This is a genomic window from Aquimarina pacifica, from assembly GCF_000520955.1.
Taxonomy (GTDB): domain Bacteria; phylum Bacteroidota; class Bacteroidia; order Flavobacteriales; family Flavobacteriaceae; genus Aquimarina; species Aquimarina pacifica.
In genome coordinates this window covers 258,586-276,058 of the sequence record NZ_JACC01000001.1, presented here as the reverse complement: position 1 = coordinate 276,058, position 17,473 = coordinate 258,586, and the positions used below count along the sequence as shown (strand labels likewise).

Below are 17,473 nucleotides of genomic sequence, written 5' to 3'. Positions count from 1 at the left end.
AATGTTACGTATGAATATGCTTTAGTTTTCCTCTTCAAAAATAACACTTTCATAAGCACCAATATCCGGAGCAGTTGCATTTCTATTAACTCCTAAAATGTCTGTTCCTGTTCCTAGAATCGTTGCTTTTCCGTTAGCAGCAGATTCTTCTCCTATCATAAACATATTTTCTGATGGCTCTTTGAAATTGGGATCTTCGTTCAAAATAACATTTTCGAACAAGTCGGTATTGGTAAAATCATATAAAGGGTTACCTACTGAGATTTCGTTGAGATCGTTAAATCGGATTACGCAATTTTTGAAATTATAATTAAAAAGTTTACTCTCATCTCTGATAAAACCTAATTCAATATTTTGATTTCCATAAATAATACAGTTGGTAAAATTCGCTTGTTCAAGATCAATCGAAAAAGGTATGCCATCAAATTCTAGCACATTATCTATTAAAACCGTAGGGAAATCCCTTACAACACTTCCAAAAGTAGTATAATTAGCAAAAGTACAATGAGTAAAGTTATATATACCACCTAAGGAACAGTTAAGTGCTACTTGACCTGCATTGTTGATAACTAGATTCTCACCTAGTACATTGCCTGTGCGTGCCAAAAGTCCTACATTAGAACTGTTGTAAATTTGTGTATTCGTGATAGTAAGTGTTGGGTCGGTCCCACCATCATTAGAGTCCATTAGAATACCGACAGTTGCATTTTTTATAGTAGTATAATTAATATTGTGCCCTGTACTTCCTGCGGTTAACCATATGGTACCCCATTGTCCAGGGACATCACTAAATCCTGGTTCTAAACGGTCACTTTCAAAAATCACTTCGTTTTCAAGAAGTTCAGGATCTTCACTTAATTCACCTTGTATGTTTAGCGTAGCTTCATTGGCAACAATGATACCTGAATCAGCATGAAAGTGTATTCGAGCGCCGGCATCAATTGTTAATGTACTTCCTGATGGGACCGCCGCATATCCGTAGATAACATAGGGTTTTTCATTGGTGAAATTGAGCTGATCATCATTTAAGAAAAAGCCTTCAATTCTAACTTCATTATCATCGTCATCTGTTCCTAATAACAGTGTTTCTATTTCTCCGGTCATGGCATCTCTTGACGGAAATAGAAATGTGGCATCTTTTATAAGTGTTACCAAATCAACATCCTGTTGACTTCCATTTGGATCAAATAGGATACGATCTGTATATAAAAAATCTAATTCAGTTGTTTGATCTGTAATATCTGTTGTTGTTTCTACAAAAACGAAAATACTATCTTTAGAAAGGACTTGAATGTTTTCTAAAGAGTTTCCTGATACCCCATCTACATTAAGTCTATAGTTAGAACTTTCTCCTCTTTCTAGTGTTATTGAAGGAATGTTGATATCAGAATTACTACGATTATAAACTTTAAAGCTATACGTGCTTGATCCAATATTAGTAAAAATAGTATCGAGAAACAGCGTATCTACCGAAAATTGCAAATTTCCAGTACTATCTTCAGCTTCAAAATCATTACGACATGAACCCCAGATGATGATGATGATAAGTAAAAAAAATGATGATAAATAGCGCATGGTATAATTTAGAAAAGCCTGTATTATTAGCGATTAAAAAAAAGTGAAAAAGTTGAATCTGCAAAGTAGCAAAGATTTTTATTTTTTACTGCTTCAAGATTTCATTCTTTTTAGATATTAATTATTAAAGTATAACTTTTAGATGAGATTAATATTGTTTTTTAATAAAATTACGTTTTACATAAATTATTTCTCCTTCCTTAAATTATTCTTTGATTACAGTCATAATTATTCTAAATACCTTTAAATTTGTCTTGATAATACTTAATAAGAGAACATAATAGAATATTATGAGTACATATGATGTGGCCGTAATTGGCTCTGGACCTGGTGGATATGTTGCAGCTATTCGATGCGCACAACTAGGTATGAAAACTGCAATAATCGAAAAATATTCAACACTAGGAGGAACTTGTCTTAATGTTGGCTGTATCCCTAGTAAAGCTTTACTAGATTCTTCTCATCATTATGAGCATGCTGTAAAGCATTTTGCTGATCATGGGATAGAAATTCCTGGGGATGTAAAGATCAATTTAGAAAAAATGATTGCCCGCAAGCAGACCGTTGTTGATCAAACTTGTGATGGTGTAAGTTTCTTAATGAAAAAAAATAACATAGACGTTTTTGAAGGCGTTGGTGCTTTTAAAGACGCTACGCATGTGAATGTAACCAAAGCTGATGGAAGTGTTGAGACTATTGAGTCTAAGTATACGATAATTGCTACTGGTTCTAAGCCTTCAACCTTACCCTTTATTACTATCGATAAGAAACGTGTAATTACCTCTACTGAAGCATTAAAGCTTAAAGAAGTGCCAAAACATATGGTAATTATAGGTGGTGGTGTTATTGGGCTTGAGTTAGGACAAGTCTACAGAAGATTAGGAGCAGAAGTTTCTGTAGTAGAATTTATGGATAGAATTATCCCAGGAATGGATAAAGCATTATCCCGAGAATTACAGAAGGTAATGAAGAAGCAGGGTGTAAAGTTCTATACTTCGCATAAAGTTACGGGTGTAAAAGCAACGACTAAAGAAGTTACTATTACAGCTGATGATAAAAAAGGAAATCCGGTAGAGTTTAAAGGAGACTACTGTTTGGTGTCTGTAGGGCGTCGTCCATATACAGATGGATTAAATGCCGAAGCTGCAGGTGTAAAACTAACAGATAGAGGTCAAGTCGAAGTTAACGATCATTTACAAACCAGTGGCGCTAATATTTATGCAATTGGTGACGTTGTAAAAGGAGCAATGCTGGCACATAAAGCAGAAGAAGAAGGAACGTTTGTAGCAGAGACTATTGCTGGGCAAAAACCACATATTGATTATAATTTGATCCCAGGAGTAGTTTATACCTGGCCAGAAGTTGCTGCTGTTGGTAAAACAGAAGAAGAACTTAAAGAAGCTGGTGTAAAATATAAATCGGGACAATTTCCTTTTAGAGCTTTAGGTAGATCTCGTGCTAGTGCAGACTTAGATGGATTTGTAAAAATCTTGGCAGACGAAAATACAGATGAGGTATTAGGAGTTCATATGATAGGAGCACGTTGTGCAGATCTAATTGCCGAAGCGGTTACTGCAATGGAGTTTAGAGCATCTGCAGAAGATATTTCTCGTATGTCTCATGCGCATCCTACATTTACAGAAGCCATAAAAGAAGCGGCACTTGCAGCTACTGATAATAGAGCATTGCACGTATAGATTAATTAGATATTTTTTAAAGAGGGTTTTTGTAACAAAAATCAGTTTTTGGAAGTATAGATATAATGAGTCATTCTTTATTAGAATGACTCATTTTTTATTTGATATTATCTATATCTTAGCTTATCATGATTTGTATTAAAAAACGAGTTCACCATGTATACTAATGATAAAACAGGAATAAAAGAATATCAGGCGTCATCAGGACGCTATGAAAACATGACTTATAAGCGATGCGGAAAGAGCGGTGTATTATTACCTGCTATCTCTCTTGGTCTATGGCATAATTTTGGGTTTGTAGATCAGATGCATACAGCAAGGGATATTTTAAGATCCGCTTTTGATTTAGGAATTACACATTTTGACTTGGCAAATAATTATGGACCTCCTTATGGTTCTGCAGAAGAGAATTTTGGGACTTTATTAAAAAAAGATTTTCAACCCTATAGGGATGAACTTTTTATTGCAACTAAAGCCGGATATGACATGTGGCCTGGACCCTATGGTAATTTGGGTTCGCGTAAGTATTTGATGGCAAGCATTGATCAGAGTCTTAAGCGTATGGGACTTGATTATGTGGATATATTTTATCACCATAGACCAGATCCCGATACTCCACTAGAGGAGACGATGATTGCTTTATCTGATATTGTTAGGCAAGGAAAAGCACTTTATATTGGGATTTCTAATTATGAACCTCAAGAAACAGCAAGGGCAAAAGCATTGTTACAAGAATTAAAAGTCCCTTTTATAATACATCAAGCACGATATTCTATTTTTGATCGAGAAGTTGAACAAGGTTTACTAGAAACGCTGGAGCGTGAAGGGTTAGGTTGTATTGCTTTTTCACCTCTTGCACAGGGAATGCTTACTGATAAATATTTAAAAGGAATCCCCGAAGACTCTAGAGTGGCAAAGAATTTTACATATCTGGATAAAGAAAAACTAAACCGTCATATCACCAGAATACAAAATTTAGCAGAAATGGCTCATCAAAGAGGTCAGAAACTATCTCAGATGGCTATTGCATGGTTATTACATCAACCTCAGGTAACTTCTGTACTTATTGGGGCAAGTTCTTCTGATCAGCTCAAGGAGAATATAAAAGCATTAGAACAATTACAGTTTTCTGAAGAAGAATTACATCGTATCGATGAGATATCGCAGTGAAGGTAAAGAAGTATTTTTTTTAGTTTTATTTTCTGGGGTTTACAAGTTTTTAGGTGTCTTTAAGTTATTCAGGTCGTTGAATTAAATATTTTCTAAACGTTCTAAAAACCTCTATTATATAATTTCTCTTTATACAAACCGAAGTTGCTTAGTTATTATGCGATCCATCACAATACGGTGGATTGCTTGTTTGTTTACATGTACATAGATATGCTTCGGTAGCTTCATCAACTTTGAAAATTGTGGGAGGAGTACCGCCTTCTTTCTTGTGACTGCCATTGCAAAAAGGTTGGTCTGAACTATGACCACAGGTGCACCATGCATAATTTTTATCTGCTTCTAATTGACAGGCAACAGGTGTATTACCACCTCTTATGTTATTTTTCATAGATGTTAGTTTATCCTAAATTTATTAAATATCCGATTAAGATTCATTTTAAATAGGTTTTTGATAAAAGTTGTTTGTTTTTTAATGTTTAAGAATCTAACTCCGATTATTTAAAGTATTTTAGTAACCACAAAAGTTCTTTACATAAATTATTCATCAACCGATATAGGTTTTACTTAATTGTGAATTAATAGGGAATCGTGTGAAAATCACGAACTGTCGCGCAACTGTAAGTAACCATATAGTTTTTATCAATATAATAATCCACTGTTGGCATACCAATGGGAAGGAGGATAAAAATGTTACAAGTCAGGAGACCTGCCATATATCGAATTGACTATGCTTTCGCGATCTGGAGCTATTGTTAAGTTTGATGCCATTACCAATATAAAAATAACTTTTTTATATTGGAGAGTTCTTATATGGCATTATTTTAATTTCTGTTTTTAGATGTCCAAGCATATTTAAATTTATACAAAGGATTTTAAGAATTTATATTAATTTTTAAAATTTTAAAAATGCTTACAAACAATTTAGGCTATCCGCGTATTGGTAGCAAAAGAGAGCTTAAAAAAGCCTCAGAACAGTATTGGTCGGGTAAATCCACCTACAAAAACCTAGTCCAAGTAGGAAAGAATATTAGGAAAGAAAATTGGCTTTTGCAAAAGAATAGTGGTATTGATCTGATACCATCCAATGATTTTTCATTTTATGATCAAGTATTAGACATGTCTCTTATGCTTGGTGCTATTCCTAAAAGGTACAAAGAGTTAGCAGAAGAACTAAAGAATCCTTTGGATCTTTATTTTGCCATGGCCAGGGGGTATCAAAGAAATGGTTATGATGTTACTGCTATGGAGATGACCAAATGGTTTGATACAAATTATCATTACATAGTGCCTGAGTTTTATGAAAATCAGGATTTTAAGCTATTTTCTACCAAAGTAATTGATGAGTTTTACGAAGCAAAACAATTAGGAATAATAACTAAACCTGTCTTAATAGGTCCTGTTTCTTATCTACTATTAGGAAAAGAAAGAGAAAAGGGGTTTGAGAAGATCCAGTTAATAAATAAAATACTTCCGGTTTACTTAGAGATTATAGAAAAACTTAATGATCTAGGAGTAGAATGGATTCAATTTGAGGAACCCTTTTTGGCATTAGACCTTTCTAAAGAGGAAAAAGAAGCGTTTAAAGAAGTGTATTTGAAATTGAAAAGTTCTTTTCCAAAAATAAAGATTATGGTTACCACATATTTTGAAGCTGTGGTAAACAATATATCATTGATATCTAATGATTTGTTAGTCGATGCATTGCATATTGACTTAGTGAGATGTCCCGAGCAGTTAGAAGAAGTATTAGAAAAAGTATCTTCTCGCATACATCTATCTCTAGGTGTTATTGATGGAAGAAATATCTGGAAAAATGAGTATCAAAAATCACTCAATTATATCACTAAAGCAGTTGAATACCGAACAAAAGATACTATCATGATTGCTCCTTCATGTTCTTTGTTACACTCGCCTTGTGATCTGGATTTAGAAAGCAGTAATACTAATATTTCTAGTGAAATAAAAGGTTGGATGTCTTTTGCTAAACAAAAACTAAGCGAAGTAGTTACGCTTAAACAATTATTTCTTTGTAAAGAAGGAGATCCTATATTGGTTGCACTAGAAGAAAATATTAAAATTCATATAGAAAAAAAGCAATCAAAGCAAATTCATAACCCAGAGGTAAAAGAAAGAATTCATGCAATTAATGAAAATAATACTGTGCGCAAGAATTCATTTACGTTTAGAAAGAAGGAACAAAGTAAAGAATTAAAACTCCCTCTATTTCCTACCACAACTATTGGATCTTTTCCTCAAACTAAAGAGGTCAGAGGTTGGCGATATCAGTTTAAGAAAGGAGATATTAGTGCAGAATATTACAATGAACTTATAAGTGAAGAGATAAAAAAAACGATTCGTTGGCAGGAAGAAGTTGGATTAGATGTTTTGGTGCATGGTGAGTTTGAGCGCAATGATATGGTTGAGTATTTCGGAGAGCAATTAGATGGTTTTGCTTTCACAAAGTTTGGATGGGTACAAAGTTATGGATCCAGATGTGTAAAACCTCCTGTTATTTATGGAAGCGTAAGTAGGCCTAACAAAATGACTATTGATTGGACAACATATGCACAATCTTTGACTACAAAACTAGTTAAAGGAATGCTTACTGGACCTGTTACTATTTTGCAATGGTCTTTTGTGCGAAATGATCAGCCGCGATCTATTACCTGTAAGGAAATAGCATTGGCTATTAGAGATGAGGTGAAAGATCTTGAGGAAAACGGAATTAAAATTATTCAGATTGATGAGCCCGCATTACGAGAAGGACTGCCATTACAACAAAAAGATTGGGCAGGGTACTTAGCGTGGGCTATTGAGGCATTTAGAATCTCATCTAGCGTTGTTTCTAATTCAACACAAATACATACCCATATGTGTTATTCAGAATTTAATGACATTCTTGATCACATAGCACTTATGGATGCTGATGTAATTACTATAGAATGTTCTAGATCTCAAATGGAGTTATTAGATGCATTTGCAGATTTTGAATATCCAAATGATATAGGTCCTGGAGTATATGATATTCATGCACCTCGAATTCCTAATGCTGATGAAATCATAGAATTAATAAACAAAGCACAACAATATGTCCCCGAAGAGCAATTGTGGATCAACCCAGATTGCGGATTAAAGACTCGTGGCTGGCAAGAAACTAAAAAGGCTTTAGAAGCTATGGTATCCGCAGCACTTCAACTAAGAGAATCCGTTTTAGAAACTACAGAATAATATTTTAAAAATTATAACGCTGTGATTGCCGAGTTCTGATTTGATATTAGAACTCGGTTTTTTTAGATCCTTGCTTGATAAGTATATAAATCGAAGTATCTGCCCTCTGAGGCTATAAGTTCATCATGTGATCCGCGTTCTGCAATTTTACCAGATTCGATTACCAAAATCTGATCAGCCTTTTTAATCGTACTTAATCTGTGTGCAATTACGAAAGTAGTTCTCCCTTTCATAAGTTCATTCAGACTTTTTTGGATCAAGGCTTCACTCTCAGTATCTAGGTTAGATGTAGCTTCGTCTAAAATAATGATTTTGGGATCTGCCAAGATAGCTCTAGCGATGGCGATGCGTTGTCGTTGTCCCCCAGATAATTTTACACCGCGTTCCCCAATTAGTGTATCTAATCCATCATCAAATCTATCGGTAAATTCATTAACATATGCTGCCTTTACAGCTTGTTGTATTTGCTCTTCTGTTGCGTCGGGTCTCGGAAATAGAATATTTTGGCGTATAGAGCCTTCGAATAAAAATTCATCTTGTAAAACGACACCAAGATGTCGACGGTAGCTATTTAGTTTTACTGACGAAATATCATGATCATCAATAGTAATACGTCCTGATTTTGGATTTAAGAATGTAGCAGAAAGTCCAGCTATTGTTGATTTTCCTGAACCAGAGCTTCCAACTAATGCGGTTACAGAACCCGAGGATGCTGTAAAACTTATATTATGTAATACTTCTTTACCTTCTTCATAAGAAAATGAAACGTCATCAAAAATAATATCCCCCTTAATAGTATCAAGTACGATTGTTCGATTCTCTATTTCTTCTTCGGGTGTCATATTCATCAATTCCTCAGTACGATCAAGTCCGGCAAGTGCTTCGGTTAATTGACTCCCAATATTGCTCATCTGTACTATAGGAGCTATCATAAAACCCAATAATAATGTAAATGAAAGAAATTCTCCTATGGTTAATTCCTCTATCATAATCTTGTAACCACCGATCCCCATAATACCGGTAGAGGCAATTCCTAATAAAAAAGTTGAAGAACTCGTCATTATTGCGGTTGCCGTTAAGCTCTTTTTTACATTCTGAAATAAACGATCAACACCTTCTTCAAAACTTTTGTTTTCCTGTTCTTCTGCATTAAAACCTTTGATAACTCGCACTCCAGCAAGTGTTTCTGTTAATCTTCCTTTTACTTCGGCATTGATTACACCTCGTTTTCTAAAAATAGGGCGTATATATTTGAATGCTTTTAGAGCTACAAACCCAAAAATAGTTACAGGAACTAATACAAATAAAGTCATAGAAGGGCTTATTCTTATCAAAAGGACTAGAGAAATAATAGCCGTGATTGTACCACCTACCAGTTGAACTAATCCGGTACCGATAAGATTTCGTACACCTTCTACATCACTCATAATTCTTGAAACAAGTGCTCCTGATTTTGTGTTGTCGAAGAAGCTAATAGGTAGTGATAATACTTTTTTTTGTACTTGTGCTCTTAGTTCTGATATCAAAAATTGAGCCTGTACACTCAAAATTCTTGTTAATAAGAAGGAGGTCACCGCTTGTACCAAAATAGCTGATGCCACACAGATGAGAAGTATTTTTAGCATTTCATAATCCTTTTTGGCAATCACATCATCAATCAGATATTTGCTTGCCATCGGTAATACCAAACTGGCTAATCTACTTAGAACGATTAGTAACAATCCAATGAATACCAAATTGCGCCTAGGCCAAATAATGGTCTTAAACGCTTGGGCTATAGAAACCTTACTCTTTTTTTTGTTCTTTGGTTTGGGGTTCGAAGCAAATTCTCTCATATGTTAGGTTTACTTTTTACTTTTTAATTGCAAATAAGGAAATGGTATAGTCTAATAATTCGCTATCTCCATAATTACCATGGCCAGGAATTGCAGTTTTTAATTTTGGATATGCTTGTTTGATTTTCGTTATAGTGTTTGACCATTCTTGCAAATTTGCATCGTCTATATTTCCTTTACTGGCTTTTAGACTTTTAAGCATACAACCACCAAAAAGAAGTTCTTCATCAGGAAAATAAGATACGATATTATCTTGGGTATGTGCCTCACCAAAAAAGGAGTTCAGTATGGTTTTATCACCTAATTGCAAAGTTAAGCTGGTGTCAAAAATTTGATCTGGCTGCTCTCTTTTTTCAGTAATAAGTAATTTTGCAGTCTTTTTACTACCTATAGTTAGAATACCATTTTTTTTGTAAATGGCGATTCCTCGCGTACTATCTTCATGAAAATGGTTAAAGATCACTCCTTTTATGGTAACTTTTAATTCTTTTTGGAGCCATTGTATCAGTTCGATAAGTGCTTGATCGTTTGCAGGACTATCAAATATATATACTTCATCATTATTTCTATAGATAAAACCATTACACCCAAACGTTGCTCCATTATCTAAAGTTATTGTAGAAGTATGAATATAGCTATGCTCACTTAGTTTCATTATTTTTAGGTTTTCAGAAACGTTTATTTCTTGAGCAATTATCATTTGCGTTAGAAAGCTTAGTAGAATAGCTAAAAAAAAGTGTTTTATAGTAAAAACTAGATTCATTCGTTTTGTGGAGGTTGTTTTGTTTTTTTTATATAAAGAGCGGCTAATATAAATATTGTTCCTGGGATTCCTACCCAAAGTATTTCACTTAACAATACTTTAATCCCTTTCATTCCGAGAAATCTATGAATTCCTATAGGAGATACCTGTATGGGGCGCCAATCAAAAAAGTATCGAGTGGTATCAAAAGGTGAGAAAAAAGCGACTCCTAATCCACCTGTAGTCATTGCATCTAATAATGCATGTGATGCTGTGCAAATACTAAAATAAAGTATCAATAAATATCCATCTTTGGTAAAAACTTGTTTTCGGTAAAATACTAGAGTGACTAGAATACCTAGAAGTATTGAGAAGGCAAAAGAATGAGTAAATCCGCGATGTCCCCAGAAATCCTCATATCTAATACCAAATTTGAAACTTATCACATCTGCATCAGGCAGGATGGCACAAACGATTCCTAACATCCAAAATTTGGTAGTCGATATTTTTTTTGAAAAGGTTTTACTAAACGCATATGCGGTAAATGCGTGGGCAAAGATTGAGGCCATATTGTATCTCTATAGTTTTTAATGGATCCTCCTAATGTAATTATATTATTTAATTTATATATGTTTTTGAAGTAGAATACATGGCATTACGATGTAGATACAACAATAAATATATAGTTGGCATCATGTTTTTCGATAATGCACCTTTGGTTACAACTAAAAACCGCCCTTCTTAAAGTGAAGAAGAGCGATTAGTAGAATTAGCCTTGTGTTATTTTTAAAAAGGAAAACTAGTTTTACCAAACCCGCCAGTGCCTAATTGTATTTCATTAGTATTATTAAATTTGACACTCCCCAGAGAGCACCCTGTATGATTACTTACTAACACATTCATTCTAGCTTTTACATGCACCACACCGCTTGCTGGCATGACAAAAGAGAATGAATCCGAAGCCCAAGAAGTCCAAGTAATAGAACGTGTAGGGTCGGATAGATTAGCGCCATAAATTGTAACTGTCAATTTCTCTCTAGTAGAACACCATGCGCCTAAAGTTCCTTTAAATTTTACCTGAATAACAGAACCTGGTTCTGCACGATATTCTCCGGTAATTGCATTTAGTTCCGAACGTGGATATAAGGTGGTCAAAGCGGTTATATCATTATTTGTAAATGGTCGGTCGTGATTAAAATCCAAGCAAGTAAGCATCCATGATTCTGAATCTCCTCCTGTTGGAGTTCCATCAATATGAATTCCTCCTTCAAGACCTCGTCCTTCATCATATGGGTCTCCACCACAGCTATAACTAGTGTTTTTGAAATCGGTATGTCTAAATCCAATAGCATGTCCAATTTCATGCGCTATTACAGTGGTAGCATTATCAAAAGTGTTATAGTCGGTATAATATTTTGTGTTTAATTTTATTCTTTGGTATGGGTCTCCATTCTCAGGGTACCCAGAAATTCCAAAAATAGTGCCCATATTAGCTCCTGTAATTTTGATATCATTATTGTTTTCATCTTCGGTTCGTTCAAATATCAAATTAAGATTAAGATTGTTAAACCGAGTTAAAGCATCTTCAAAAGCATTCTGCATGTCTTGATTGAAATCAGGTGCGAAGTATACTTTTATTGTTCTAGTGTAGAGATGTGGGACATCTACTAATTCTGTGGTATGGTATTGTTTTTCTTCTGGTTCATTGGCAAGGATATCAATTTGTTTTTCTGTCAAAAAAATGTCCTTTTCTACAATATAACCGTTTTCATAAGGTAGAATTTCGTGATTTGTATTAAATCCAGCTTGTTTTAGCTTGGTAATAATAGATTCAGGAACTATTTGTTCTTTGATTACTTCTTCCGGATTGTCGACTGTAGTTTCATCAGACTCACAGGAGAAAAATAAAGTTACTATGATCAGGAATAGGGGTTTAGGTAAGAAAATATTTTTTTTCATGAAATAAAAGATTTTAAGATTATAGTTTTAATTTTTTGACTAAGCCAAGTTGGTAATTATGAGATATCAGATACCTGGCTGTGAGGTGTTTTTGTTTTCGGTCTAAAATTCAGTATTTTACTTATAATAAAAATCCCTTTTTTCAGTAGAAATTAGATTACTGAAAATAGGGGTAAAAAAATTATACAAGTAATTGTGATTTGAAGTGTACAAAAAAGAAAGCAACTAGCGTTTGGGTACCATTTTAATTTATACCATTTATTACTCCTTTCCTGAAATTAGGAGGTATTGTGATCGCAATTTTATTAAGGTATTTTTATAAAACTATTTCTTTGAAGTATTTTTTTTGGCTTTGTTTTTAACATAGATAAGGATAGATTTTCCTTTTGCAGCTTCTCGTTTTTCTATTTCGAAATGATTAATAGATTGAATTAATGGTGTCAATTTTTGAAAGCCATAATTTCTGGAGTCAAAATTCGGCTGTTTTTTTTGTAAAAGACTTCCTATTTCGCCAAGAAAAGCCCAACCTTCATCATCAGCAAGATCAGATATAGTAGAAGCGATGAGTTTGATGTCTTTTGGGGTAATCTTATCGATATTATTTTGAGTATTCCTATTGGCTTCAGAAATTACCTCTTCATTTTCATATTTTAAGATTTCTAGATAAATGAATTTATCGCAGGCCACAATAAATGGGTTCGGAGTTTTCTTTTCTCCGATACCAAAAACTTTCATACCAGCTTCTCTTAGTCTGGTGGCTAAACGTGTAAAATCACTGTCACTAGACACCAAACAGAACCCATTTACTTTTTCTGAGTATAAGATATCCATGGCATCAATAATCATGGCAGAATCTGTTGCATTTTTACCTTTGGTATATCCATATTGTTGTATGGGAGTAATGGCATTCTCAAGAAGAATTTTTTTCCATTTTGATAGATCAGGTTTGGTCCAATCTCCATAAATCCTTTTGATGGTCGGGTTGCCATATTTAGCAATTTCTTCCATCATTTCTTTAATGTAGGTTGATGGGATGTTGTCACCGTCGATGAGAACTGCTAGATTTAAATCCATAATTATATGTATGCTTTAGTAAAAGGATAGGGAACTATTTTTAATGTTCAATTATTTGAATGGAGTAAATTATCTCCTTTTTTTCTTATTCTTAAGATTATATGTCTTGTCTCCTTTAGTTTTAGGTTTTTTGTATTTCTTTTTGATTATACGTTGATAAGAACCACCTAAGTTTACTTTTTGGTTTTTAGCTTTTTTTTCATGAAATGCTTCTCCGACTTCATCCTCGTTACGTTTATTAGGATTATTGATTTCTTTTACTTTGGGCTCTTCTTCGGGGGTAAGCTGTTTAGAGATTTCGACTTGATCAGGAAAAGGAACCTGTTCTACTTCCATATCCATTAAACTCTCAATTGCATCAAGGAATTCTTTTTCTTTTTCTGTGGTTAAGACAAAAGAGATACCTTCTTTTTTAGCACGTCCCGTTCTACCAATACGGTGCATATAATTTTCTGGATAGCTAGGTGTATCAACATTAATTACGTGCGAGATATCATCGATATCAAGTCCTCTGGCCATGACATCAGTAGCAATGAGGATACGACTTTCTCCATTTTCAAAAGCTTCTATACTTCGTAGTCGATAGTTTTGGGTTTTATTAGAATGGATAACAGCACATTGTTCGGGAAACGTTTTCTCAAATCGATCAAATAATCTATCCGCCATCTTTTTATTACTTACAAACAGAAGTACTTTTTTATATTCGGTTTGGTCGCTAATAATGTGTTCTAAAAGATTAACTTTTGTGTAAAAATTAGGTGCCTGATATCCATATTGTCGAATGTTTTGTAGAGGAGTTCCACTTTTTGCGACTGATATTTTTTGAGGATTCACAAAAATTTCAGAAATAAGCGTTTCAACTTCTTCTGTCATGGTAGCAGAAAACATAATATTCTGCCGTTGTTTTGGTAGGATGTCAAAAATATTCATAAGTTGATGACGAAATCCTAAATCCATCATAACATCGACTTCATCAATTACCAATTTTTGTACGGATTTAAGTTGTAAAGCTCTGCTTACTGCGAGGTCATATAAACGCCCAGGAGTTGCAACTACAATATCTAATCCTTGAGAAACAGCTTGTTTCTGCGTATTAATATTGGTACCACCATAGACACCCGTTATACGTAGATTAATATATGTAGAAAGCTTTTCTATCTCATCAACTACTTGAACTACTAATTCTCTGGTTGGCACAAGTACAAGGACTCTAGGGTTTTGTTGAACAGAATATTTTAACGTTCTTAAAATAGGTAACATATAGCCATATGTTTTTCCTGTTCCTGTTTGTGCGATGCCAACAACATCTTTTCCCGACATAACGGGAGAGAAAGCTTGTTCCTGAATTGGGGTTGGTATATTGAACCCTAAATCATCTAAGGCATTAAGAAGTTGTGTACTTAAATTTAAATCTCTAAAACTCAATTGCTATATTTTTAGGATACAAAGGTAGCCTTATTTTGGGACTGTTTGCTTTTTGGTTACATTTGGTTTTCTAATATGACTATCATGAAAAAAATTCTTGCCTTTGCAGGCTCTAATAGCAGTACTTCTATAAATAATAAATTAGTAAAATTTGTAGCTTCAGAAATTACAGAACATAATGTAAGGACGATAGAATTGATTGATTACGAGTTGCCTATGTATAGTGAAGATGAAGAAAAAAACAATGGTTTTCCGGGAATACTCATGGCGCTTAATCAACAAATTTCTGATGTAGATGCGTTACTTATTTCTGTAAATGAGCATAATGGTAGTTTGGGAGCTTTTTTTAAAAATATGATTGATTGGTTATCAAGATTAAATCGTAATTTTCTTGAAGGGAAGAAAGTCTTGCTTATGAGTACATCGCCTGGGAAACGGGGAGGAGCAAGCGCCTTAGAATTCGCGAAGACAGTTTTCCCAAGATTCGGAGCAGAGATTGTTGATAGTTTTAGTTTTCCTTCTTTTTATGATAATTTTTCTGAAGAATCAAATAAGGTCACAGACGAGACACTTTCGTTGGGATTAAAAGAGGTTGTAAGTACCTTTGCGCATCAAATTTAAGAAATCTAGTGAGGAGTATTAAAAAATATACCATAGATAATCCATCAGAATTTAAAATTCAACTGACATATTGGGCACAACAATTTGAAGAAATTATTTGGCTGGATTCTAATGATTATACCCAGCAATTTTCGAATTATGATGCTGTTTTGGCAGTAGATGCATTTACATCTATAAAAACAGATTATGATAGTGGTTTTGATAAATTAAAAGAATATCAAGAGCAAGCAAAAGATTGGATCTTTGGGTATTTGTCATACGATCTCAAGAATGATACCGAAACATTACGATCCCAAAATCATGATGAATTGGATTTTCCAGATTTGTTTTTCTTTCAACCCAAAAGACTTTTTTTAATTAAAGGCAATGAACTTGAAGTACATTATCTAAGAATGGTAGATGATGAAATTGATCAGGATATTACCATAATCAAAACTTTTGCTGCGGTAACTCGTATATCAAATAACGAAGATTCTGCTTGTGGTAAAGTGAAAATAAGTCTTAGAATGACAAAAGACAGTTATAAAAAGAAAGTTGAAGAAATGTTGAGTCATATTCATCGAGGCGATATTTATGAAGCTAATTTTTGTCAGGAGTTTTTTGCTAAAGATAGTTGTATAGACCCTTTACAGACTTATTTTCATCTTAATGATATTTCAACACCACCATTCGCGACTTTTTTAAAAATGAATCAGCAGTATGTTTTGTCAGCATCACCAGAACGATATTTGCTAAAACAAGGAGAAAAAGTTATTTCTCAACCCATAAAAGGAACTGCAAAACGGTCTGAGAATATTGATCAAGATAGAGAACTCTTAGAAGCGTTAAAAAAAGACCCAAAAGAAAGGTCTGAAAATATTATGATTGTTGACCTTGTTCGTAATGATTTATCAAAAACAGCTACAAGAGGTTCTGTAATAGTAGAAGAATTATGTGAGATATATTCGTTTAAACAAGTACATCAAATGATTTCTACAGTAGCTTCTGAGGTCGACCCGTCTCAGTCACCGGTTGACATCATAAGGACTACCTTTCCTATGGGTAGTATGACGGGAGCTCCAAAAGTGTCTGCAATGCAAATTATCGAGAAGCTAGAAGTTTCTAAAAGAGGTGTTTATAGTGGGGCTATAGGGTATTTTTCACCAGTAGGAGATTTTGATTTTAATGTGGTAATTCGAAGTATTTTGTATAATGAGGAGAAGCAGTATATCTCTTACACAGTAGGAGGAGCAATCACCGCAAAATCTGATCCAGATAAAGAATATGAAGAATGTCTACTCAAAGCAAAAGCGATGAGAGAGGTACTTGAAGAAAGTATCTAGTTACTTTATTGTTTAGAAATTTGCAAGCCCTTTTGATGCTCAAAACGGCTAATTTGCTTTTAGCTACTCATCTTTAATAAAGAGTGAGTAGCTAAAAGCTAGAAATATAAATTTGTTTGAATTCTTTACTTGATAGCATTCGCATCTATTCGTATATTTTTCATTTGGTTGTCTTTCTGAAGTAATATGGCATACTCCAAAATTGGGGATTCACCTTGGTTATATTCGACTTCATATAATGTACTTGTTATCAACCATCCTTTATATTTTTGATAAATGAATTTTCTCACATCTTTTGGTAGTGCAATATTACTAAACCTCTCTTTGGCATGAATTAGTGCTCCATCTGTATCATAGGTAATTTTCATATGTCCTTTATCTGATTTTAGTTTTAAGTGAAATGGCTCATCAGGTATTCCTTTTTTTGCAATTGTTCTCTCACCCATTTTTGAAGCCAGATTTTCGAAGTATTTTGTGTAACTCGGGGTGTTTTTGTTTTGTATTTCTCTTTCAAACTTCGATATCCTTTTCGTTTCTACATTAGACGAATTGGTCTTTATTTCGTAGGTAGCTTTTTCTATGGCATCTTGCATCATTTTGTCACTGATTTTAATTTCGTATGATGGGTTGCTGACAGCTGCGATCATTTCTTGTGCATTTGTTGTCAATGCAATTGTTGTTGTAAATAGGACTAATAGTATTTTTCTCATGACTTCTATATGTTTATAAGGTTACGGTACAAATCAACGGTGAGAATTAAGCTTTATAAAATCAGATTGACCATAGATCATTTATAACTGATTAAATAACATGTTTTATAAATAA

The 17,473-nt window shown here is 33.8% G+C and carries 14 protein-coding genes and 1 riboswitch; of the genes, 5 read left to right on the top strand and 9 right to left on the bottom strand.

Annotated features, from left to right (window positions below):
- Window positions 1–21 precede the first annotated feature (21 nt).
- Window positions 22–1,575 carry a hypothetical protein gene (locus DZ60_RS0101055; RefSeq protein WP_025739721.1) on the bottom strand — a complete coding sequence of 518 codons (1,554 nt, stop codon included), beginning with the start codon at window positions 1,573–1,575 and terminating at the stop codon, window positions 22–24.
- 290 nt (window positions 1,576–1,865) lie between these two features.
- Here DZ60_RS0101055 and lpdA point away from each other — a divergent pair, with 290 nt between their 5' ends.
- Together lpdA and mgrA are read left to right on the top strand one after the other, a co-directional pair.
- Window positions 1,866–3,272, top strand: coding sequence for a dihydrolipoyl dehydrogenase (gene lpdA, locus DZ60_RS0101050; RefSeq protein WP_025739719.1), 1,407 nt, complete (start codon window positions 1,866–1,868; stop codon window positions 3,270–3,272).
- Window positions 3,273–3,428: 156 nt separating this feature from the next.
- Window positions 3,429–4,442 carry an L-glyceraldehyde 3-phosphate reductase gene (gene mgrA, locus DZ60_RS0101045; RefSeq protein ID WP_025739717.1) on the top strand — a complete coding sequence of 338 codons (1,014 nt, stop codon included), beginning with the start codon at window positions 3,429–3,431 and terminating at the stop codon, window positions 4,440–4,442.
- Window positions 4,443–4,590: 148 nt separating this feature from the next.
- Here mgrA and DZ60_RS0101040 read toward each other — a convergent pair whose 3' ends face one another.
- Window positions 4,591–4,830, bottom strand: a complete 240-nt coding sequence (locus DZ60_RS0101040) for a CDGSH iron-sulfur domain-containing protein (protein ID WP_025739716.1) — start codon at window positions 4,828–4,830, stop codon at window positions 4,591–4,593.
- 150 nt (window positions 4,831–4,980) lie between these two features.
- Window positions 4,981–5,171: riboswitch (cobalamin riboswitch) on the top strand.
- Between the two features lie 177 nt (window positions 5,172–5,348).
- Between DZ60_RS0101040 and metE the strand changes: the two genes are divergently transcribed.
- A complete protein-coding gene (gene metE / locus DZ60_RS0101035) occupies window positions 5,349–7,670 on the top strand; it encodes a 5-methyltetrahydropteroyltriglutamate--homocysteine S-methyltransferase (RefSeq protein ID WP_025739714.1) in 2,322 nt (773 codons plus the stop codon).
- A gap of 62 nt (window positions 7,671–7,732) precedes the next feature.
- Here metE and DZ60_RS0101030 read toward each other — a convergent pair whose 3' ends face one another.
- The 6 genes from DZ60_RS0101030 to DZ60_RS0101005 form a co-directional block, all read right to left on the bottom strand.
- Window positions 7,733–9,505 carry an ABC transporter ATP-binding protein gene (locus DZ60_RS0101030; RefSeq protein ID WP_025739712.1) on the bottom strand — a complete coding sequence of 591 codons (1,773 nt, stop codon included), beginning with the start codon at window positions 9,503–9,505 and terminating at the stop codon, window positions 7,733–7,735.
- A 16-nt stretch (window positions 9,506–9,521) separates the two neighbouring features.
- Window positions 9,522–10,268: a subclass B1 metallo-beta-lactamase gene (gene bla, locus DZ60_RS0101025; RefSeq protein WP_025739710.1), complete on the bottom strand. Its 747-nt coding sequence runs from the start codon at window positions 10,266–10,268 to the stop codon at window positions 9,522–9,524.
- Window positions 10,265–10,816, bottom strand: coding sequence for a metal-dependent hydrolase (locus tag DZ60_RS0101020; RefSeq protein ID WP_025739708.1), 552 nt, complete (start codon window positions 10,814–10,816; stop codon window positions 10,265–10,267). Before DZ60_RS0101020 ends, bla begins: the two co-directional genes overlap by 4 nt.
- A 217-nt stretch (window positions 10,817–11,033) precedes the next feature.
- Window positions 11,034–12,206, bottom strand: a complete 1,173-nt coding sequence (locus DZ60_RS23895; protein WP_025739706.1) for a M57 family metalloprotease — start codon at window positions 12,204–12,206, stop codon at window positions 11,034–11,036.
- Window positions 12,207–12,530: 324 nt separating this feature from the next.
- Window positions 12,531–13,280 carry an NYN domain-containing protein gene (locus tag DZ60_RS0101010; RefSeq protein WP_025739704.1) on the bottom strand — a complete coding sequence of 250 codons (750 nt, stop codon included), beginning with the start codon at window positions 13,278–13,280 and terminating at the stop codon, window positions 12,531–12,533.
- 69 nt (window positions 13,281–13,349) lie between these two features.
- Window positions 13,350–14,705, bottom strand: a complete 1,356-nt coding sequence (locus DZ60_RS0101005) for a DEAD/DEAH box helicase (protein WP_025739703.1) — start codon at window positions 14,703–14,705, stop codon at window positions 13,350–13,352.
- An 84-nt stretch (window positions 14,706–14,789) separates the two neighbouring features.
- Between DZ60_RS0101005 and DZ60_RS0101000 the strand changes: the two genes are divergently transcribed.
- Window positions 14,790–15,326, top strand: coding sequence for an NADPH-dependent FMN reductase (locus DZ60_RS0101000; RefSeq protein WP_025739702.1), 537 nt, complete (start codon window positions 14,790–14,792; stop codon window positions 15,324–15,326).
- Between the two features lie 8 nt (window positions 15,327–15,334).
- Window positions 15,335–16,648, top strand: a complete 1,314-nt coding sequence (gene pabB, locus DZ60_RS0100995; RefSeq protein WP_025739701.1) for an aminodeoxychorismate synthase component I — start codon at window positions 15,335–15,337, stop codon at window positions 16,646–16,648.
- Window positions 16,649–16,773: 125 nt separating this feature from the next.
- Here the strand turns inward: pabB and DZ60_RS0100990 are convergent, their stop codons facing one another.
- Window positions 16,774–17,358 (bottom strand): hypothetical protein, encoded by a 585-nt coding sequence (locus DZ60_RS0100990; protein WP_025739700.1) that lies wholly within the window; start codon window positions 17,356–17,358, stop codon window positions 16,774–16,776.
- Window positions 17,359–17,473 lie beyond the last annotated feature (115 nt).